The organism is Mesorhizobium sp. LNJC391B00, assembly GCF_000502535.1.
Classification (GTDB): Bacteria; Pseudomonadota; Alphaproteobacteria; order Rhizobiales; family Rhizobiaceae; genus Mesorhizobium.
The window spans coordinates 514046-532819 of record NZ_AYWI01000004.1 but is presented as its reverse complement, the minus strand read 5'-3'; the positions used below and the strand labels follow the sequence as shown (position 1 = coordinate 532819).

22 protein-coding genes and 1 pseudogene are annotated in these 18774 nt (G+C 64.6%); 15 read left to right on the top strand and 8 right to left on the bottom strand.

Going from position 1 to position 18774, the window contains the following annotated elements; translation table 11 throughout:
* Positions 1-1123, top strand: a 1123-nt coding sequence (locus X750_RS151295) for a DUF6596 domain-containing protein (protein ID WP_023745877.1), incomplete at its 5' end; no start/stop codon positions are given.
* Between the two features lie 9 nt (positions 1124-1132).
* On the opposite strand, the gene X750_RS151300 is transcribed toward X750_RS151295, so the two are convergent.
* The 3 genes from X750_RS151300 to X750_RS151310 all read right to left on the bottom strand — a co-directional run bounded on the left by X750_RS151300 (position 1133) and on the right by X750_RS151310 (position 3730).
* A complete protein-coding gene (locus tag X750_RS151300; RefSeq protein ID WP_023706962.1) occupies positions 1133-1759 on the bottom strand; it encodes a glutathione S-transferase family protein in 627 nt (208 codons plus the stop codon).
* 199 nt (positions 1760-1958) lie between these two features.
* A complete protein-coding gene (gene cysK / locus X750_RS151305) occupies positions 1959-2933 on the bottom strand; it encodes a cysteine synthase A (protein ID WP_023672045.1) in 975 nt (324 codons plus the stop codon).
* Positions 2934-3112: 179 nt separating this feature from the next.
* Positions 3113-3730, bottom strand: a complete 618-nt coding sequence (locus X750_RS151310) for a LysE family translocator (protein ID WP_023706961.1) — start codon at positions 3728-3730, stop codon at positions 3113-3115.
* Between the two features lie 178 nt (positions 3731-3908).
* Here X750_RS151310 and X750_RS151315 point away from each other — a divergent pair, with 178 nt between their 5' ends.
* The gene (locus X750_RS151315) at positions 3909-4814 is read left to right on the top strand and encodes a hypothetical protein (protein WP_023708796.1); all 906 of its coding nucleotides are present in this window, start codon (positions 3909-3911) and stop codon (positions 4812-4814) included.
* Between the two features lie 24 nt (positions 4815-4838).
* Here X750_RS151315 and X750_RS151320 read toward each other — a convergent pair whose 3' ends face one another.
* The 3 genes from X750_RS151320 to hrcA form a co-directional block, all read right to left on the bottom strand.
* A complete protein-coding gene (locus X750_RS151320) occupies positions 4839-6188 on the bottom strand; it encodes a sorbosone dehydrogenase family protein (RefSeq protein WP_023747449.1) in 1350 nt (449 codons plus the stop codon).
* Positions 6189-6297: 109 nt separating this feature from the next.
* Entirely contained in the window at positions 6298-6498 is a 201-nt protein-coding gene (locus X750_RS151325; protein WP_023672050.1) for a hypothetical protein, read from the bottom strand.
* 36 nt (positions 6499-6534) lie between these two features.
* Positions 6535-7620, bottom strand: a complete 1086-nt coding sequence (hrcA, locus tag X750_RS151330) for a heat-inducible transcriptional repressor HrcA (protein ID WP_023681233.1) — start codon at positions 7618-7620, stop codon at positions 6535-6537.
* A gap of 155 nt (positions 7621-7775) precedes the next feature.
* Between hrcA and rph the strand changes: the two genes are divergently transcribed.
* From rph to X750_RS1000000166865, 7 genes and pseudogenes are all read left to right on the top strand, one after another.
* Complete coding sequence (rph, locus tag X750_RS151335; protein WP_023672052.1) at positions 7776-8492, top strand: ribonuclease PH; 717 nt, start codon at positions 7776-7778, stop codon at positions 8490-8492.
* Positions 8493-8682: 190 nt separating this feature from the next.
* Positions 8683-9093 (top strand): VOC family protein, encoded by a 411-nt coding sequence (locus X750_RS151340; RefSeq protein WP_023672054.1) that lies wholly within the window; start codon positions 8683-8685, stop codon positions 9091-9093.
* On the top strand, positions 9093-9740 hold the full coding sequence (gene rdgB, locus X750_RS151345) for an RdgB/HAM1 family non-canonical purine NTP pyrophosphatase (RefSeq protein ID WP_023747448.1): 648 nt from the start codon (positions 9093-9095) through the stop codon (positions 9738-9740). The genes X750_RS151340 and rdgB overlap by 1 nt, the downstream gene beginning before the upstream one ends.
* A complete protein-coding gene (gene hemW, locus X750_RS151350; protein ID WP_023681230.1) occupies positions 9740-10897 on the top strand; it encodes a radical SAM family heme chaperone HemW in 1158 nt (385 codons plus the stop codon). Before rdgB ends, hemW begins: the two co-directional genes overlap by 1 nt.
* A gap of 71 nt (positions 10898-10968) precedes the next feature.
* The gene (locus X750_RS151355) at positions 10969-11337 is read left to right on the top strand and encodes a hypothetical protein (RefSeq protein ID WP_155923877.1); all 369 of its coding nucleotides are present in this window, start codon (positions 10969-10971) and stop codon (positions 11335-11337) included.
* Between the two features lie 3 nt (positions 11338-11340).
* Positions 11341-11664 carry a low molecular weight protein tyrosine phosphatase family protein gene (locus X750_RS151360; RefSeq protein WP_023698066.1) on the top strand — a complete coding sequence of 108 codons (324 nt, stop codon included), beginning with the start codon at positions 11341-11343 and terminating at the stop codon, positions 11662-11664.
* A gap of 191 nt (positions 11665-11855) precedes the next feature.
* Positions 11856-11990 (top strand): annotated as a pseudogene (locus tag X750_RS1000000166865) (transporter); the annotation flags it as partial.
* Positions 11991-12069: 79 nt separating this feature from the next.
* Here the strand turns inward: X750_RS1000000166865 and X750_RS151370 are convergent.
* Entirely contained in the window at positions 12070-12255 is a 186-nt protein-coding gene (locus X750_RS151370; RefSeq protein WP_023687558.1) for a hypothetical protein, read from the bottom strand.
* 173 nt (positions 12256-12428) lie between these two features.
* Between X750_RS151370 and rsmI the strand changes: the two genes are divergently transcribed.
* A complete protein-coding gene (rsmI, locus tag X750_RS151375) occupies positions 12429-13337 on the top strand; it encodes a 16S rRNA (cytidine(1402)-2'-O)-methyltransferase (protein WP_023747447.1) in 909 nt (302 codons plus the stop codon).
* Positions 13330-13707 (top strand): YraN family protein, encoded by a 378-nt coding sequence (locus X750_RS151380; RefSeq protein WP_023698068.1) that lies wholly within the window; start codon positions 13330-13332, stop codon positions 13705-13707. Before rsmI ends, X750_RS151380 begins: the two co-directional genes overlap by 8 nt.
* Positions 13708-13850: 143 nt before the next feature.
* Here X750_RS151380 and X750_RS151385 read toward each other — a convergent pair whose 3' ends face one another.
* Positions 13851-14657, bottom strand: coding sequence for an undecaprenyl-diphosphate phosphatase (locus X750_RS151385; RefSeq protein WP_023747446.1), 807 nt, complete (start codon positions 14655-14657; stop codon positions 13851-13853).
* 169 nt (positions 14658-14826) lie between these two features.
* Between X750_RS151385 and X750_RS151390 the strand changes: the two genes are divergently transcribed.
* Genes X750_RS151390 through mepA form a run of 4 tightly spaced genes read left to right on the top strand, consistent with a single transcriptional unit; the run spans position 14827 to position 18709 of the window.
* Positions 14827-15519 carry a glutathione S-transferase family protein gene (locus X750_RS151390; RefSeq protein ID WP_023681225.1) on the top strand — a complete coding sequence of 231 codons (693 nt, stop codon included), beginning with the start codon at positions 14827-14829 and terminating at the stop codon, positions 15517-15519.
* Positions 15500-16654 (top strand): tRNA epoxyqueuosine(34) reductase QueG, encoded by a 1155-nt coding sequence (gene queG, locus X750_RS151395; protein WP_023747445.1) that lies wholly within the window; start codon positions 15500-15502, stop codon positions 16652-16654. The genes X750_RS151390 and queG overlap by 20 nt, the downstream gene beginning before the upstream one ends.
* Complete coding sequence (locus X750_RS151400; RefSeq protein WP_023687563.1) at positions 16651-17580, top strand: SDR family oxidoreductase; 930 nt, start codon at positions 16651-16653, stop codon at positions 17578-17580. Before queG ends, X750_RS151400 begins: the two co-directional genes overlap by 4 nt.
* A 34-nt stretch (positions 17581-17614) precedes the next feature.
* Positions 17615-18709 carry a penicillin-insensitive murein endopeptidase gene (mepA, locus tag X750_RS151405; RefSeq protein ID WP_023747444.1) on the top strand — a complete coding sequence of 365 codons (1095 nt, stop codon included), beginning with the start codon at positions 17615-17617 and terminating at the stop codon, positions 18707-18709.
* Positions 18710-18774 lie beyond the last annotated feature (65 nt).

Sequence of the window (18774 nt, the reverse complement as noted above, 5' to 3'; positions counted from 1 at the left end):
GGCCGAGGCCTTCGCCGCGGCGCTGGAGCGCTGGCCACAGACCGGCGTGCCCGACAAGCCGGAAGCATGGCTGCTGGCCGTGGCGCGCCGGCGGCGCGTCGACGCGGTGCGCCGTCGGCTGACCAGCGAGGCGAGCCGCGACCATCTCAAGCTGATGGCCGAGGAGATGGAGGCGAGCATGGAAGACGAAGACCTTCCCGACGAACGTCTCAGGCTGATGTTTGCCTGTGCGCATCCGGCGATCGAAGCCAGCGTGCGGGCGCCGCTGATCCTGCAGACCATTCTGGGTTTCGACGCGGCGACGATCGCCTCGGCCTTCCTGGTTTCGCCGGCGACGATGGGCCAGCGTCTGGTGCGCGCCAAGAGCCGCATCCGCGAGATCGGCATTCCGTTCCGCGTGCCGGATCGCGCCGAACTCGGCGAGCGGCTGGGAACGGTGCTGGAAGCGATCTACGCGGCTTTCGCCGAAGGCTGGACCGACCCGGCAGGGACCGAGACGAGAGCGCGCAATCTGGCGACCGAAGGCATCTGGCTCGGGCGGCTGGTGGCATCGCTGATGCCGGACGAACCGGAAGCGCTCGGCCTGCTGGCGCTGATGCTGTTTGCCGAGGCGCGCCGCCCGGCGCGGCGCGATGCGGCTGGAGATTATGTGCCGCTCGCCGGCCAGGATTGCCGTCTTTGGGATCACGCGCTGATCGACGAAGCCGAGGCGCTGCTGGGCCACGCCGCCACCATGGGCGTCATCGGCCGCTACCAGCTCGAAGCGGCGGTACAATCGGTGCATGCGACGCGGCGACGGACCGGCCAAACCGATTGGGCGGCGATCCGTAACTTCTACGATGCGCTGTCGGCGATATCAGGCTCGCCGGTGATTTCGATCAACCGCGCCGTGGCGATTGCCGAGGCCGAAGGGGCGGCGGCAGGACTGGCGGCGCTCTACGTGCTGGGCGACGACAAGCGGCTCAACGACTATCAGCCCTATTGGGCCGCTCGCGCCGGCCTGCTGGCCAGGCTCGGCAATGCGGCGCAAGCGGTCGAAGCCTATGACCGGGCGATCGGCCTTGAACGCGACCCCGCCGTGCGCCGCTTCCTGCAGGCGAAACGGGCGATCCTGCGAAATTGAAGCGTCCGTTCAGGCCGGCCACATTTCATGCGTGGTGTTGAGCCGTTTCATCAGCGGATGCGCGCGCAGCGCCGACCATAAGCGTTCGATGTTCGGCCAGTCGGCTCGCGCCTTGTCCATATCGGGGTGCCAGGCCACCAGCATGACGAGGTAGATGTCGGCCAGCGACATCGCGTCGCCGACCAGCCAGCCGCGCCCCTCGAGGGCTGCATCGACAATGGCGAAGCCGCGGTCCATCTCGGCAATGGCTGCCTGCTTGACGGCTTTCTTGCCGTCGGCATCGGTGGTGTAGCGATGGGCATAGTAGAGGCGCAGGATGGCGGGGTAGAGCACCGATGACATGAACGCCATCCAGCGCAGGAAACCGGCGCGATCCGGCGATCCGGCGGCCGGCGCCAGACCCGCCTCCGGATGGCGCTCGGCAAGCAGGATGCAGATCGCCGCCGATTCGGTTATCGATTGACCGTTGGGCAAGGTCAGCACCGGAACCTGGTTCAACGGGCTGATGTCGAGGAAAGCCGGGTCCGGCGGATCCTTCTTCGGCACATCGATCTGGTCGAATTGCGCGTTTGCCAGCGCCAATGCGGCCTCGACGACAAAACCGCCGCTGCCTGGGCGCGTGTAAAGCTTGTACATGTGATTCTCCCCCTGCCCGCGCGAAGCAGGCCGGGGCGATTTGACCCTGAAGCCGCCTCCCGCTCAAGCCGGTGGCGGACGCCACGGCCGGGTTTTCTGCGGTCCAGCCATGAGACTTCCGATGTCGGAGGGACAGCACCCCCGATGCCCGGCAGGGCAGAGGGGGGTGCGAAGGATCGCCGCCTATCCAGTTAAGACGTTAAGCCCCCAGCCCGTCGAACAGGATCGTCGACAGATAGCGCTCGGCGAAGGACGGGATGATCACCACCAGGTTCTTGCCCTTGTTCTCCGGCCGCGACCCGACGGCGATGGCGGCCTGCAGGGCAGCGCCCGACGAGATGCCGACCGGCACGCCTTCAAGGCGGGCGACGAGGCGGGCGTTGGCGACCGAATCCTCGTTGGAGACCTTGACGATCTCGTCATAGATCGAGGTGTCGAGGATCTTGGGCGCAAAGCCGGCGCCGATGCCTTGGATCTTGTGCGGGCCGGGCTGGCCGCCCGACAGCACCGGCGAGGCCTCCGGCTCGACGGCGACGACATGCACCGAGGGCTTGCGTTGCTTCAGCACCTGGCCGACGCCGGTGATCGTGCCGCCGGTACCGATGCCGGCGACGAAGATGTCGACCCCGCCATCGGTGTCGTTCCAGATCTCCTCGGCGGTGGTGCGGCGGTGGATCTCCGGGTTGGCCGGGTTTTCGAACTGCTGCGGGATGACGGCGTCAGGCAGGGTGGCGGCCAATTCGTCGGCCTTGGCGATGGCGCCCTTCATGCCTTTCGGCCCTTCCGTCAGCACCAGTTCGGCGCCGAGCAGCGCCAGCATCTTGCGGCGCTCCACCGACATGGTTTCGGGCATGGTCAGGATCAGCTTGTAGCCCTTGGCGGCGGCGGCGAAGGCGAGCGCGATGCCGGTATTCCCCGAGGTCGGCTCGATCAGCGTCGTCTTGCCGGGTTTGATCCGGCCCGACGCTTCCAGCGCCTCGATCATGGAAACGCCGATGCGGTCCTTGACCGAGGCGATCGGATTGAAGAATTCGAGCTTGGCAAGAAGGTTGGCAACGACGCCCTTCTCCTTGGCGAACTTGTCGAGCCGCACCAGCGGCGTGTCGCCGATCGTCTCGGTGATCGAGTTGTAGACACGGCCGCGGCCGGGCACGCGCGCGGAAGGCTTGTTCATTGGTTTCGCTCCCAAATCAGATCAGGCAATTGGCGTCGGCGGACAGAATAGGGCTTTCGCCCGCGCAAGATAGGCTGCCGGCCGAAAATATCGAGTGGGCCGCTTGCTGAAAACGCTTGTCCCCTCAAGCCGCATTTTCCGGATGGACCGATCGGCGGAATGGATGGGCCTGAACCGATCTACTGACGTGCGGCAATGGCAGCGGCCGCGCCCACCATGAAGCCGGCGGCGGTGCGGTTCAGCGCCTTCAGCGCGCGTGGCGATTTCAGGAACCAGCGCGCCTTGGCGGCCAGCGCAAGATATGGCACCAGCACCACGAAGAGCACAATGACGGTGAGCGCGACCAGGATGCCGTAGTCGGCGAGCGTGATGGTCTTCAGGTCGACGATGGTCGGCGTGATGGCGAGGTAGAAGATCATCGTTTTCGGGTTGCCCAGCGTGACGGCGAGGCCGGCAAGGAAGCTCGATACCAGGCCGCCCTTGCCTTTCCTGGCCTCGACAGTCTCGGGCGTGATCCCGGCCGTCCAGAAACGCCAGCCGAGGAAGGCGAGATAGGAGACGCCCAGCCATTTGATGGCGAGAAACACCATGCCGAAGCTTTGCGCGACAAAGGCAAGGCCGAGCACCACCGCGGTGAGATAAATGAGGTCGCCGAGCATCAGGCCGAACGACATCGCCAGCGATGAGCGGAAGCCGGATCCGAGCGCCCGCGCCACAAGCGCGGTGACGCCGGGCCCGGGAATGGCGGCGGCGATGCCCAGCGCAGCACTATAGGCAAGGAAGCCGGCGAGGGTCATGACGGTCGCACCTCGTGAAACGACTCTGATGCCATGAAAGCCTGCAACGGCAAAACGGATTCGATTGCGCCAAGCAGGGCATGAAAGCCGGTCATCCTCGCCTGAAAGCGAGAGATGGTTCACTTACGCCCCGAAGGCGGTCGGCTATCTCGCATGGCTCCGAACGGCAGGAGCACCCATGTTAGCCAAAAGACTTCACATCCAGCTCATGAAGTGGATGCCCAACAACTATTCCGAAGCACGCGGTCACGTCCACGAGCTGGAATGGTATCTGTGGTTCGAGGGGCGTCAGGCTTTCAGCCTGTTCGACAAGGGCGATAGCGATGTCGTTCCGCAGACTGGATATTTTACCGACAGCCGGAACCCTGGCGCCTACCCCGTTCGTCCGATGATCTATCCGCTGGTCGTCAACAACCGCTTCAAGGTGCGGCTGGTGGCGATCGAGCGTGACGGACCGCAAAAGATAGACCCCGACGACACCGCCAAAGGCGAATTCTACATCGACCTCGACACCAAATATCCGCCGGTCTCGGACTGGCGCATCATTGCTGCCGATCCGCGCAATACCGACCTCAACGTGGAAGCATCGTTCCAGCTGCAATGGCTGGACTATGTCGATACCGCCGAGATTGCCGAGGATGGCCCGCCACGCATCATCGACAAGTCCAACTATCCCTATCCCTGGGGCGCCAATGTGATGGTGTTCGAGCACTGGCTCGGGCTTGGCCGCAAGGCGCCGCTCAAACTCATCGACCCGAACCGCGCATCGCGCCGCGAATACTGGATGATCAATGGCAATGCGGCCCGGCGCATGGTGCAGGACCTCTATCGCTTCAACGTCAACCAGCTTGGCGTCGCCAACGACACCATCAGCAGTGTTTACGTGCCGAAGCTCAATGCCGGCCACGTCACGGTGACGCTTTACGAACACGATTTCAGCGACGGCCGCTTCGCGCAAGGGGCGAAGAAGTCCTTCGGCTCGGTCGGCCTCTTCAATCTCAGGGATACCGGTTTCGATGACCGCGTCTCATCGGCCGAGGTGATCCATACCTATCCCAAGGTGATCCATCGGGACGTGCATTAGGGCCGGATTGCGCTGTTCGCCGGCTCAGGATGGGCCATCGACATGGGTGATGCGCCAGATGGTGCCGTTGCCATCCTCGGTGACGATAAGCGCGCCGTCCCTGGCCACCGCGACGCCGACCGGCCGGCCCCAGACGGCGTCGTCGGAGAGGACGAAGCCGGTGATGAAATCCTGGTACTCGCCGGTCGGCTTGCCGTGGCTGAATCTCAGCCGCACCACCTTGTAGCCGGTCCTCATACCACGGTTCCAGGAGCCGTGCAGGGCGACGAAGGCGTCACCCTTGTACTCTGCCGGGAAATTGCCGCCGCCATAGAAGGCGATGTTGAGCGGCGCCGAATGCGCCTGCATCAGCACGTCGGGCACGGTGACCGAGCCGGCGAGGTCTGGGCGCGCGCCCTCGTGACGCGGGTCCTCGTTGGCGCCGATATAATACCAGGGCCAGCCATAGAAGGCGCCGTCCTTGACTGAGGTGGCATATTCGAACGGCACATCGTCGCCGAGACCGTCGCGCTCGTTGACGACACACCACAGCGCGCCGGTGGCCGGTTGCACGGTCATGCCCGAACAATTGCGCAGGCCGGTGGCGAGGATGCGGCCATTCTTGCCGTCGGGGCCGAAGGCCAGCACGTCGGCACGGCCATCCTCGGAACCCCAGGTGGCGCCGAGTGGCTGTGATTTTGCCCAGGCGTCAAGGCCGCTATTCGGTGCCTTCCCCATGCCCTCCGCGACGTTAGAACCGGAGCCGACCGAGAGATACAGCGTCTTCCCGTCCGGCGAGAAGGCGATATCGCGGGTCCAGTGGCCGCCGGTAGGGATGTCGGAGACAATCGTCTCCGGTTCGCCGGAGGCTTTAAGGTCGCCGTCGCGATAGGCGTAGCGGACCACGCTGTCGTTGTTGGCGACGTAGACCCATTGCGGCTTGTCGCCAGGCGGGTAGAAGGCGATGCCATAGGGCTGGTTGAGATTGTCGGCAAAAATGCCCTCTTCGGCCGGCTTCGCGCTACCCTTGGCCAGCCGATAGACGCGTATCTGGTTGGCGTCGCTGTCGGCGACGAACAGGTCGCCGTTCGGCGCCACGCGCACGACCCGCGGATTGGAAATGCCGGAAGCAACCAGTTCGGCCGAAAACCCAGGCGGCAGGACGGGCTTCGCGCCCTCGGGCCGATCGCCAAGGCCAGCGCTGTTGGAGGCGGATTCGGTGATGTTGGGCTTTTGCAGATCATCCGGCTTGATCAGCCGGCGCACACCTGGCTTGTCGGCCTTCCAGTCGCCGAAAGCGTCCTTGCCGGTCAGCAGCGGTTGATCGGCCTCCTGGGCGAAGGTGCTGGTGGCCAGAAGCAGGGCAAGGCCTGCCAAGCCGGCAATCCGGATCATGCTGTTCTCCTCGAACTCGCGCCGGTCGGCGCGTCATGCACAAGGGAGATATTGTGCAGCCGCCGCAAAAGAGAAGCGTGCGCGCGCGCAGATTCGACGAGAGAACCGCTCAACTTTCCTCTTCGACGTCCAGATCGTCGTCGAGACGCTTTTCCAATGCGACGAGATCTTCCGGCAGCGGCAAGCCCATGGCGCGCATTTCGCGCAGTTTTTCGCGCAGCTGCTCCTGGATTTCGTGCTCGTCCTCCGGCTGGTTGACCATTTCTTCGAGCAGCATGCTGATCTGGGCCTTGAACGATTCAAGCGCCATTCTGCGCCCTCCTTTACGGTGATCCCGGCTTCGGAATTATCTTAACATCCGGGTAATCAATTGGGCCGTGTAGTCGACCATCGGCACGATGCGGGCATAATTCAGCCTGGTCGGGCCGATGACGCCGAGCGCGCCGACGACGCGGGCGTCCTTGTCGCGGTAAGGCGCCACGACCAGCGACGAGCCGGAGAGCGAGAACAGCTTGTTTTCCGAGCCGATGAAGATCCGCACGCCGGGGCCGTCCTCGGCGAGGTCGAGCAGCTGGATCAGCCCGTCCTGCGTCTCCAGATCCTCGAACAGGTGGCGCAGCAATTCGATATCGGCCTGGGCGGTGACGTTTTCGAGCAAATTGGCGCGGCCTCGCACGATAAGGCGCGCCGGCAGGCCGCTATCGGCGCCGGCCCACACCGCCAGGCCTTTCTCGACCAGATCCTGCGACAGCGTGTCCAGCGCTGCCCTGGTCTCGTCCTTGATGCGGGCGATCTCGATGCGCGCCTCGGCGAGCGTGCGGCCCCTGATATGGGCGTTGAGGAAGTTGGAGGCCTCGTGCAGCTGCGAGACGGTGATGCCGGCCGGCAGGTCGACGACGCGGTTCTCGACATCGCCATTCTGCGACACCATCACCGCCAGCGCCTTGGTCGGCTCGAGCTGGATGAACTCGATGTGCTTCAGCGCCACCTCGTTCTTGGTGGCGAGCACCAGGCCGGCGCCGCGCGACATGCCCGACAGCATCTGGCTGGCCTCGGTCAGCATGTGTTCCAGCGTCGCGCCCGAGCCGGAGGCGCGCACCTGCGCCTCGATGACCCGGCGTTCCTCGTCGGAGAGATCGCCAAGCTCCATGAAGGCATCGACGAAGAAGCGCAGGCCGGTCTGGGTCGGCAGGCGCCCGGCCGAGATGTGCGGGGCATAGATCAGGCCGAGATGCTCGAGGTCGCTCATCACGTTGCGGATGGTCGCCGGCGACAGCGACGACGGCAGGATGCGCGACAGGCTGCGCGATCCCACAGGCTCACCGTCCTTCAGATAGGATTCGACGATGCGCCGGAAAATGTCGCGCGAACGCATGTCGAGCGATTGCAGCGCGGGCGCCAGCAGACTGGGTTCGGTGACTGCCTTGGTCATTCGAGCCAAAAACCTCCGGCTCAAGGATATAGACTTCCATCGCCCCCGCGCAACCCGGCGTCTGTGCCAGATCGCCCGGCCTTTTCCTTTGCGCCATGGGCTGCATGCGTCTACAAGCCGCCGACGCAACCGTAAAAGAACAGAAAGAGGCCTCGATGCGCCCTTCCAAACGCCAAGCCGACGAAATGCGCGCCATCTCCTTCGAGCGCGGCGTCTCCAAACACGCGGAAGGCTCGTGCCTGGTGAAATTCGGCGACACGCATGTGTTGTGCACGGCGAGCCTGGAGGAAAAGGTGCCGGGCTGGATGCGCAATTCCGGCAAGGGCTGGGTGACGGCCGAATACGGCATGCTGCCGCGTTCGACCGGCGAGCGCATGCGCCGTGAAGCCTCGGCCGGCAAGCAAGGCGGCCGCACGCTGGAAATCCAGCGGCTGATCGGCCGCTCCTTGCGCGCCGTTGTCGACCTGCAGGCGCTGGGCGAACAGCAGATCACCGTCGACTGCGACGTCATCCAGGCCGATGGCGGCACCCGCACGGCCTCGATCACCGGCGGCTGGGTGGCGCTTTACGATTGCCTGCGCTGGATGGAAGCGCGGCAGATGGCCAGCGTTGCCAAGGTGCTGAAAGACCATGTCGCGGCAATTTCCTGCGGCATCCATGACGGCCAGCCGGTCATCGACCTCGACTACATCGAGGATTCATCTGCCGGCACCGACGCCAATTTCGTCATGACCGGCAAGGGCGGCATCGTCGAGATCCAGGGCACCGCCGAGGGCGAGCCGTTCTCGGAAGGGCAGTTCGCGGAGCTGATGGGCCTGGCAAAGAAGGGCATTCAGCGGCTGGTGAGCTTGCAGCAGATGGCTGTGGCCTGATTGAATTTAACGTGATGACGTCGGCGATCCTTCACACCCCCCTCTGGCCTGCCGGCCATCTCCCCCGCAAGGGGGGAGATCAGAGGTCGCTACCGTTTTCGCCAACCATCAACGTTGAGACGCCGCCAGCGGAACTGCCAATCTCCCCCCTTGCGGGGGAGATGCCCGGCAGGGCAGAGGGGGGCGCCTGATGCAACCCTCCGCTATTCTTGAGTCAGCGCTTTACGTCACGGATCTCGCCGCTGCCGAAGCCTTCTACTCCAACGTCCTCGGCCTCCCTCTCCTCGGCAAGGTCGACGGCCGCCATCTCTTCTTCCGCTGCGGCCCGGGCGTACTGCTCATCTTCAACGCCGAAGCCACCAAAATCCCGCCGGCACCGGATGCGCGGCTGAAAGTGCCGCCGCATGGCACGGTCGGCGAGGGCCATCTCTGCTTTGCCGCAAGTGCGGATGAACTCGCACAGAGGAAGGCGCAACTTGAGGCGAAAAACATCGCCATCGAAAGCGAATTCGAATGGCCGCAGGGCGGGCGTTCGATCTACATACGCGACCCCTCGGGCAATTCGATCGAATTCGCCGAGCCAAGGATCTGGGGCCTTTGATGCATTCTCTCGATGAAAAGAAGATCGTCGTTGCCAGCCACAATGAAGGCAAGCTGCGCGAATTCGCCGATTTGATGGGTCCGTTCGGCTTCGAGGCGAAGTCGGCCAAGGACTACGGCCTGCCGGAACCGGAGGAGACCGGCACCACCTTCGAGGAAAACGCCTACATCAAGGCCTTCGCCGCGGCTAAGGCGACCGGCCTGCCGGCGCTGTCGGACGATTCGGGCCTGTGCGTCGACGCGCTCGACGGCGCCCCCGGCGTCTACACCGCCAATTGGGCCGAAGCTCCCGATGGCAGCCGCGACTTCGGGATGGCCATGCAGCGCACCGAAGTGGCCTTGCAGGAGGTCGGCGCCGCCAAGCCAGCGCAGCGCAAGGGGCGGTTCGTCGCCGTCATCTGCCTGGCCTTCCCCAATGGCGAGGCTGAATATTATCGCGGCGAAGCTGAGGGAACGCTGGTGTGGCCGCCGCGCGGCGAACTGGGCTTCGGCTACGACCCGGTGTTTTTGCCCGACGGTTTCGACAAGACGTTCGGCGAGATGAGCGCTGAGGAAAAACACGGCTGGAAGCCCGGTCAGCCGACGGCGCTGTCGCACCGCGCCCGCGCCTTCCAGAAATTCGCCCGCGCCAGGTTAGGCTCAGCTTAATGTCGCTGGACCGCAGCCCGGGCTTCGGGGTCTACATCCATTGGCCGTTCTGCGCGGCCAAATGCCCGTATTGCGACTTCAACAGCCATGTCCGTCACCAGCCGGTCGACCAGGAGCGCTTTGCCCGCGCCTTCGAGAACGAGCTGAAGACCATGAGCGAGCGGACCGGGCCGCGCGAAGTGACCAGTATCTTTCTCGGCGGCGGCACACCGTCGCTGATGCAGCCGCAGACGGTGGCGGCGGTGCTGGACGCCGTGGCGAAGAACTGGACGGTGCCCGACGGCATCGAGGTGACGCTGGAAGCCAATCCGTCCTCGGTCGAGGCCGAGCGATTTCGCGGCTACCGCGCCGCCGGCGTCAACCGTGTGTCGCTCGGCGTGCAGGCGCTGAACGACAAGGATCTGCGCTTCCTCGGCCGGCTGCACAATGTCGACGAGGCGCTGCATGCAATTGGCCTGGCACGGGACATATTCCCAAGACTTTCCTTCGACCTGATCTACGCCCGCCCCGGCCAGACGCTGGACGACTGGCAGGCGGAGCTCGAACAGGCGATCGGCCATGCCGCCGACCATCTGTCGCTCTACCAGCTGACCATCGAAGAAGGCACGCCGTTCCATGCCCTTCATGCGGCGAACAAATTCATCATCCCCGATAATGACCGGGCCGCCGATCTCTATGCGCTGACGCAGGAGATCACCGCAGCGCATGGCCTGCCGGCCTATGAGATTTCCAACCACGCCAGGCCGGGCGCCGAGAGCCGGCACAATCTGACCTATTGGCGCTATGGCGAATATGTCGGCGTCGGACCGGGCGCGCATGGCCGCTTTATCGAGAACGGCCACCGCACCGTGACGATCGCCGAGCGGATGCCGGAGACCTGGGCCAATCTGGTGGAGGCCAGGGGCCATGGCGTCACCGGCGGCGAGATCCTGACGCGCTCCGAAGAGGCCGACGAGTTCCTGCTGATGGGGCTGAGGTTGGCCGAAGGCATCGACCTTTCCCGCTACGAGGCGTTTTCCGGGCGCGGCCTGTCGAGCGCCCGGCTGACCGTGCTGCAGGATGAGGGGCTGGTGGCGCCGATCGGCAATGCCAGGCTACGCGCCACGCCAGCCGGCATGATCGTGCTCGATGCCGTGGTGGCGGATTTGGCGCGGTGAGCCCACAGGGCAAATGGCCGGGCTGTTGGACGATTTATCGGCTTGAGCAAGGATGTTAGAAAGTCGACTTGTTGAACCGCTGGCGTGCCAGCGCCGCATCCGAGGTGACTCCTGCGATGACGTTCCTGATCCACGAGACCTTGATGACATTGAACACGGATGATGTGTTCGAGTTTGGATTGACCGAAATCTTGAGATCTCCAGAGCAAGACGACCTCTTTGAGGCTCAGGCGATTTTCATCAGGAACGCAACGGTCACATCGAAACTAAAATTGACCCACTTGAGCGAATTCAGCGTTGTCCTCAGTTTCATAACATATATTGGAAATAAGCTTCGCGGAATCGCCAAGGATGAGTTGCTCGAGTTTGATCTGAATGGACTCACATTTGATCAGTACATCCCTCTCAGCAAAAATCTGCGTAAGATCTGGGATGAGTAGTCGGTGAAGAACGTCCTGTTCGTCTGCAGCCAGAACCGCTTGCGCAGCCCGACCGCCGAGCAGGTGTTCTCCAAACGTAGGGATATCGAGGTCGAGTCGGCCGGCACCAATCACGATGCAGACACGCCGCTGACGCATGAGCTGGTCGCCTGGGCCGACATCGTCTTCGTGATGGAAAAGGCGCACCGCACCAAGCTGCAGAAGAAATTCAAGGAGAGCCTGAAGAAGGCCCGCGTCATCTGCCTCGACATCCCGGATGATTACGGATTCATGGATCCGGAGTTGGTGCGATTGCTGGAGGTGAGGGTGACGCGATACCTGGGCTGACTGATGTGGTTGGGGCGTTCCACGCCCGCGTTCGCCATCCTCGGACTTCACCCGAGGATTCATGCCGCGAGGTTAAGGCGATGCAGCGGTTCAGAATTCTGCGCCGCTGCATCCTTCGGCAGAGGTCACGGAATGGATCATAGGGTCTGCGCCGCGTCACTTCGCTCCTTGCTTCGCCCTAGGATGACGATGTTGCACCGATCGACAAACTAAGCGTCGTGCTTGAAGCGGCGCTTGCCGCGGTGTTTCTCGGCATGCGCCTCTCCGGTCCGGGCCGGCTTGGCGTCGCTCTTGTCCCGGCGGACGCTGTTCTGGTCGTTCATCGGATGCGGCGGCGCGCCTTCGCGGGCGCTCTTCGTTTCAAGACGGGTGATGAAGATATCGAAACGATTGGGCATCGTACGGTCAGTGCTCCGTCGTGCTGTCCGGTTTGTTGTCCGAAAGCCTGACATTCGTCGGCAAGGCGGTGGCCGCCCGACTGGCCAGGCCGGTGTCGCTTTCGGCGAGCGCACGCTTGCCCTTTCGCGCAGTGAAGCGCTTGCGCTCGGCATAATAGGGCTCGAAAACGTCCTGCAATTCCAGGCTGTCCATCCTGTCCTCCTCCTCAAGAGACTCAGGTATTCAATCCGCCAGCCACGCTTTCGTTCCCCACTGTGGCAAAGACATGGCCGCCGGGTTACATCGGCGTCAGGTTTGGCTCGACGTTCGGGAGTTTTGCAACCCGGCGCGCGCCGTGCCAAACAGGGCGAAATGGAGAGACCCCGGTGACCGGCGAGAAGCGCAGCTATGTGATCGGGCAGACCGAGATCGCGGTCCGGTCGCTGGCGCCGGCGCTGTATCTGGTGGCGACGCCGATCGGCAACCTCTCCGACATCACGCTGCGCGCCTTGGAAACGCTGGCTGCCGCCGACATAGTCGCCTGCGAGGACACCCGCGTCTCACGCGTGCTGCTCGACCGATACGGCATCCGCAGGCGCACAACCGCCTATCACGAACACAATGCCGGCGAGGCGGGACCGAAGCTGATCGCAGCACTCGAGGCCGGGCAGAGCGTGGCGCTGATTTCGGATGCCGGCACGCCGCTGATCTCCGACCCAGGCTACCGGCTGGTCGGCGAAGCGCTGGAGCGCGGCCTGCGCGTGGTGCCGATCCCCGGCCCATCGGCGCCGCTGGCGGCGCTGACGGCGTCGGGCCTGCCGTCCGACGCCTTCCTGTTTGCCGGGTTTCTGCCGGTGAAATCTGGGCAGCGGCTGACAAAGCTCGAAACGTTCAGGGCGGTGCCGGCAACGCTGATCTTCTTCGAGTCGCCGCGTCGGCTGGCCGAAACGCTGGTCGCCATGGTCGAGGCGTTGGGCGGCGCGCGCAAGGCCGCCATCGGCCGCGAGCTGACCAAGACTTTCGAAGAGATGCGGACGGGAACGCTGCAGGCGCTGGCCGACCACTATGCGGCGGCCGATACGCCGAAGGGCGAGATCGTCATCTGCGTCGGGCCCGCCGAGATCAAGCCCGACCAACCCGCCGACATCGACAGGCTGCTGCTGTCGCTGGCCGCCGAAATGCCGGCGTCCAAGGCGGCGGCGGAGGCGGCGAAGATGACCGGCGGGCAGAAGCAGGCGCTTTACCGGCGGCTGCTGGAACTCAGGAATGCGGGTGGAGAAGGCGAAGGTGGCTGAGCGCCCGGCCGCCAGCCGCCAAAAAGCCTATCGGCGCGGCCATCGCGGCGAGTGGCTGGCGGCGGCGGCGCTGATGCTGAAAGGTTATCGCATCCTCGCCCGCCGGCATCGCACCCGCTTCGGCGAGATCGACCTGATCGCCAGGCGCGGCGACCTGGTGCTGTTCGTCGAGGTCAAGGCGCGGCGCACGCTGATGGAAGCGATGGAGGCGATCGGCCACGAATCGGAGCGCCGCATCGAGGGCGCGGCCGACATCTGGCTGTCGCGCCAACCGGACTACGGCAGATTGTCGATGCGCTTCGACATGATCGCGGTGCTGCCCTGGCGCTGGCCGGTGCATGTCGAGAACGCGTTTTTTGGGAGGAGTTAGCGGCCTTTACCCTCCCCCTTGCGGGGAGGGTCGGTGAGCAAGCGACGCGACGCGTCGTTGGCGAAACGGGGCGGGGGTGTGGCGCCCCCACCCCGATCCGCTTTGCGGATCGACCCTCCCCACCACAAGGGGGAGGGTAAAGCTCACCCCCAAATGAAAAGCGCCACCAACCCAACCGCTCCCACCACCAGGCGCCACCAGCCGAACAGCGAATAGCCGTTGCGCGAGACGTAATCGAGCAGGAAGCGCACGACGATCAGCGCGGTAACAAAGGCGGCGACGAAGCCGATGGCGATGATCGGCAGGTCGGCGCTGCTCAGCACGTTGCGGTTCTTGAACAGATCGAAGGCGAAGGCGCCGACCATGGTCGGGATGGCGAGGAAGAAGGAGAATTCCGCCGCCGCGCGCTTGTCGACGCCCAGCAGCAGCGCGCCGACGATGGTCGAACCGGAGCGCGACGTCCCGGGGATCAGCGACAGGCACTGGAACAGGCCGATCTGCAGGTAAAGCCTTGTCGGGAAGCGCTCGACATCGCGGTAGACCGGCTGCAGCTTCATGCGGTCGACGACCAAGAGCACGACGCCGCCGACGATCAGCATGATGCAGATCAGCCTTGGCGATTCGAACAGCACCGTCTTGATGAAATCATGCGCCAGCGCGCCGATGATGGCGGCCGGCAGGAAGGCAATCAGGATGCCGAGGACGAAATGCCGCGTCAGCCGGTCATGCGGCAGGTCGAGCAGCATCTGCCACAGACGGCGGAAATAGACGCTGAGGATCGCCAGGATGGCGCCGAGCTGAATCAGGATCTCAAAAGCCTTGCCGGTGGAATGGAAGCCGAGGAAATGGCCGGCGAGCAGGATATGGCCGGTCGAGGAGACCGGGATGAACTCGGTCAGCCCCTCCAGCAGGCCGAGCAGCAGGGCTTCGACGATGGTGTGGCTATCCATGGCAACCTCGGCATTCAAGGGACGGAAGGAAACGGCTGGCAAAAGGGCTTGCTTGTCACGGCGCGGAAGTCCCCCTATAGGTCGCAGCACCGTGACGGCCGCATGACGGGCCGCCAAGACTTACCGGTGCGGACGGCGATTCGCCAGTGCGCCTTAATATCGCGGAATCATGCTGACGCTTTTCCATCACCCGATGTTCGCCACCTGCCGCTTCGTGCGCCTCGCCTTCGGCGAGTATGGCGAGGAGCTGGCGCTGATCGAGGAAAAACCGTGGACGCGGCGCAAGGAGTTTTTGGCGCTGAACCCGGCCGGCACCTTGCCTATCCTGCTGGCCGAAGGCGACGTGCCGATCGTCGGCGCCATGGTGATCGCTGAATATCTCGACGAAACACGTGGTGTCCTGAAGCGCGACAAGCGCCTGTTTGCGGAAGACCCGATGCAGCGCGCCGAAATCCGCCGCCTGACCGACTGGTATCTCAACAAGGCCGAGAGCGAAGTGACCCGGCATCTGGTGCGCGAGCGCGTGCTGAAGCCGGTGATGCCGGAAACGGCGGGCGGCGGTTCCCCCGATTCGGCGGCGATCCGCGCGGCGCGCGCCAACATTCGCCAGCACATGAAGTACACCAACTGGCTGGCCGGCACCCGTCATTGGCTGGCCGGCAGCAAGGTCACCTATGCCGACCTGGCGGCGGCCGCGACGCTGTCGGTGCTGGATTATCTCGGCGAGATCGATTGGCGCGAGCATGCCGCGGCGCGCGAATGGTACACGCGGGTGAAATCGCGGCCGTCGTTCCGGCCGCTGCTCACCGACCGAGTGCGCGGCCTGTCGCCGGTGTCGCATTATGCGGACCTCGACTTCTAGAAGCCAAACCCTGCGCGCGCTGATCGACGCCGAGGCGCGGCGCGCCGGCTTCGATGCGGTTGCCGTCACCACGCCCGATGCGATCCCGCTGGCGCCGGCCAGATTGGCCGAATTCATCGCCGATGGTTTTCACGGTTCGATGGCGTGGATTGCGGAGACGCTCCAACGCCGCAGCGAGCCTTCGACGCTGTGGCCCGAGGTGCGCTCGATCATCGTGCTGGCAATGAATTACGGCCCCGACCACGATCCGCGTGCGCTGCAGGCAAGGCGCGATCTCGGCGCGATCTCGGTCTATGCGCAAAACCGCGACTATCACGAGGTGATGAAGGGCCGGCTGAAGGAGATCGCCGGCAAGATCGTCGCGCGGGCCGGCGGCGACGTGAAGGTTTTCGTCGATACGGCGCCCGTGATGGAAAAGCCGCTGGCTGAGGCCGCCGGGCTCGGCTGGCAAGGCAAGCACACCAATCTGGTCAGCCGCGAGCACGGCTCCTGGCTGTTTCTCGGCACCATCTTCACCACGGCGGAGCTCACGCCCGATGCGACCGAGGTAGACCATTGCGGTTCCTGCCGCGCCTGTCTCGACGCCTGCCCGACCGATGCCTTTCCGGCGCCCTATCGGCTCGATGCCAGGCGCTGCATCTCCTACCTGACCATCGAGAACAAGGGGCCGATCCCGCAAGAATTCCGCGAAAAGATCGGCAACCGCATCTATGGCTGCGACGATTGTCTCGCCGCCTGCCCGTGGAACAAGTTCGCCCGCGCCGCCTCGGAGGCCAAGCTCGCCGCGCGCGATGAACTGCGCGAACCGCCGCTGGCGGAACTGTTGCAGCTGGACGACACGGCGTTCCGGACCTTTTTCTCCGGCTCGCCGATCAAGCGCATCGGCCGCGACCGCTTTGTCCGCAACGTGCTGACCGCCGCCGGCAATTCCGGCGATGTTTCGCTGGCCGGCCCGGTGCGCGATCTGCTTGGCGATGCCTCGCCGCTGGTGCGCGGCGCGGCGATCTGGGCGCTGGCGCGGCTGGTGACGGCCGCCGAATTCAACGGGCAGGCGGCGGTCTACTTGAAAACCGAAACCGACACTACAGTGCAGGACGAATGGCTGTCCGCATTGCCAATCGAGGCGCATGCATGAGCGAAAAACAGGTTTTTATCTTCGGCGCCGGCTATTCGGGCAAAGCCTTTGCACGGGCCAATGCGGAGGCGATTACGATCTTCGGCACCACGCGCTCATCGGAAAAATTCGACGCGCTGCGGCAGGTCGGCATCGCGCCGCTGCTGTTCGACGGCGCCCTGACCCCTGAAATCGGCGATGCGCTGGAAAAGACCACCCATCTCGTCGTCTCGGTGGCACCGGAGGAGGCCGGCGACCCTGTGCTTCTCGCCGCGCGCAAGGCGATCGAGGCGATGCCGGCGCTTCGCTGGATCGGCTATCTCTCGACCGTCGGCGTCTATGGCAATTATGACGGTGCCTGGGTCGATGAAACGGCCGAATGCCGGCCGGTGTCGAAACGCTCGTCGATGCGAGTGGCGGCCGAGCGGGGCTGGCTGCAGCTTGGACTCGAGACCGGCAAGCCGGTGGCCATCCTGCGGCTTTCCGGCATTTACGGGCCGGGTCGCAACGCGCTGGTCAATCTGGAAAACGGCACGGCCAGGCGGCTGGTCAAGCCCGACCAGGTGTTCAACCGCATCCATTGCGACGACATCGCCGGCGCGCTCTGGCACCTCATCGGTGGCAATAGAGGCGGCATTTTCAACATCACCGATGACGAGCCGGCGCCGCCGCAGGATGTCGTCACCTATGCCGCTTCGCTGATGGGCGTCGAGCCGCCGCCGGAGATTCCTTTCGAGACCGCCCAACTTTCGCCCATGGCGCGGTCCTTCTATGGCGAGAACAAGCGCGTCGCCAACGCCGCGATCAAGGCAGCGGGCTACCGGTTCCGCTATCCGGACTACCGCCAGGCGTTCGATCGGATGTGGGCCGACGGCAGCTGGCGCGACGGCGAGCCGCGCAGCCCGATGAAGGTAGATAATCGAAACGCGAGCCCGAGGGTGATATGATTCGATTGTGTTGCGGACTTTTGCAGTGGGGTTCATGACGATTTCGATGCGATCCTTGACCGGCAGACGGCCGTTCCTGACGGCGGCGCTGGCGATCGTGGCGCTGGCCGGGCTGGTGGCGGGCGCAATCACGGCCGAGCCACGGGCAAAAGACCTGTTCGGCGCCAAGAAGCTGCCGGCGGTGGCTGCGGCGCAATCCTTCGGCTTCTATTCAAAGGGCTGCTTCACCGGCGGCGTCGCCATTCCGATGGACGGCCAGAACTGGGAGGTGATGCGTCCCTCGCGCAACCGGCGCTGGGGTCATCCAACGATGATTGCGCTGATCGAGAAGCTGTCGCGCGATGCCGCCGCCGACGGCTGGCCGGGGCTTCTGATCGGCGACATTTCGCAGCCGCGCGGCGGCCCGATGCTGACCGGGCACGCCTCGCACCAGATCGGCCTCGACGCCGACATCTGGCTGACGCCGATGCCCGACCGCAAGCTTACGACCCAGGAGCGCGAAAACATCAGCGCCACGCTGATGGTCGACGACAAGACGCATCTGGTGAAGGACAGGCTGTGGAAGCCGATACATACCAAGCTGTTGAAGCGCGCCGCGAGCTATCCGGAAGTCGAGCGCATCCTGGTCAATCCAGGCATCAAGAAGAAGCTGTGCGACACCGTCACCGGCGACCGTACCTGGCTGAGAAAAATCCGGCCGTTCTGGGGCCATGACTATCATTTCCACATCCGCATCGGCTGCCAGCCGGGTTCGCCCAACTGCAAGGGACAGGAAGCGACGCCCGACGATGACGGCTGCGGCAAGCCGCTGGCCTGGTGGTTTACCGAGGAGCCGTGGCGCCCCAACAAGAACCCGGACGCGCCCAAGGCGCGCGACCTGATGACGATGGCGAACCTGCCGAAACAATGCCAGTTCGTGCTCGACCAGCCCGACGCGGACTCGGCGGAAGCCGTCACCTATCGCGGCGGCGGCGTGCCGATCGCCGCCAGGGCGCCGGAACCCGACGCGCCTCCGCCTATTGCGGGCAATGCGGGCGGCTTGCCTGGCGCAGCCAACGCCTTCACCGCCACGCCGGAGATCGGCATTCCCCTGCCGAGGCGACGGCCGCCGGCAAACGTCGGACAGTGATGGCGAACTGACGCTTTCCCTTTCCGGGGCCATGCGCTAGTCAATCGATTGAACACCGGGCGATT

Bases quoted from the DNA above. Each gene is read 5' to 3' on its own strand.
- X750_RS151300 (WP_023706962.1), bottom strand. From the start codon at position 1,759: ATGTACAAGCTTTACACGCGCCCAGGCAGCGGCGGTTTTGTCGTCGAG.
- cysK (WP_023672045.1), bottom strand. From the start codon at position 2,933: ATGAACAAGCCTTCCGCGCGCGTGCCCGGCCGCGGCCGTGTCTACAAC.
- X750_RS151310 (WP_023706961.1), bottom strand. From the start codon at position 3,730: ATGACCCTCGCCGGCTTCCTTGCCTATAGTGCTGCGCTGGGCATCGCC.
- X750_RS151315 (WP_023708796.1), top strand. From the start codon at position 3,909: ATGTTAGCCAAAAGACTTCACATCCAGCTCATGAAGTGGATGCCCAAC.
- X750_RS151320 (WP_023747449.1), bottom strand. From the start codon at position 6,188: ATGATCCGGATTGCCGGCTTGGCAGGCCTTGCCCTGCTTCTGGCCACC.
- X750_RS151325 (WP_023672050.1), bottom strand. From the start codon at position 6,498: ATGGCGCTTGAATCGTTCAAGGCCCAGATCAGCATGCTGCTCGAAGAA.
- hrcA (WP_023681233.1), bottom strand. From the start codon at position 7,620: ATGACCAAGGCAGTCACCGAACCCAGTCTGCTGGCGCCCGCGCTGCAA.
- rph (WP_023672052.1), top strand. From the start codon at position 7,776: ATGCGCCCTTCCAAACGCCAAGCCGACGAAATGCGCGCCATCTCCTTC.
- X750_RS151340 (WP_023672054.1), top strand. From the start codon at position 8,683: ATGCAACCCTCCGCTATTCTTGAGTCAGCGCTTTACGTCACGGATCTC.
- rdgB (WP_023747448.1), top strand. From the start codon at position 9,093: ATGCATTCTCTCGATGAAAAGAAGATCGTCGTTGCCAGCCACAATGAA.
- hemW (WP_023681230.1), top strand. From the start codon at position 9,740: ATGTCGCTGGACCGCAGCCCGGGCTTCGGGGTCTACATCCATTGGCCG.
- X750_RS151370 (WP_023687558.1), bottom strand. From the start codon at position 12,255: ATGGACAGCCTGGAATTGCAGGACGTTTTCGAGCCCTATTATGCCGAG.
- X750_RS151385 (WP_023747446.1), bottom strand. From the start codon at position 14,657: ATGGATAGCCACACCATCGTCGAAGCCCTGCTGCTCGGCCTGCTGGAG.
- X750_RS151390 (WP_023681225.1), top strand. From the start codon at position 14,827: ATGCTGACGCTTTTCCATCACCCGATGTTCGCCACCTGCCGCTTCGTG.
- queG (WP_023747445.1), top strand. From the start codon at position 15,500: ATGCGGACCTCGACTTCTAGAAGCCAAACCCTGCGCGCGCTGATCGAC.
- X750_RS151400 (WP_023687563.1), top strand. From the start codon at position 16,651: ATGAGCGAAAAACAGGTTTTTATCTTCGGCGCCGGCTATTCGGGCAAA.
- mepA (WP_023747444.1), top strand. From the start codon at position 17,615: ATGACGATTTCGATGCGATCCTTGACCGGCAGACGGCCGTTCCTGACG.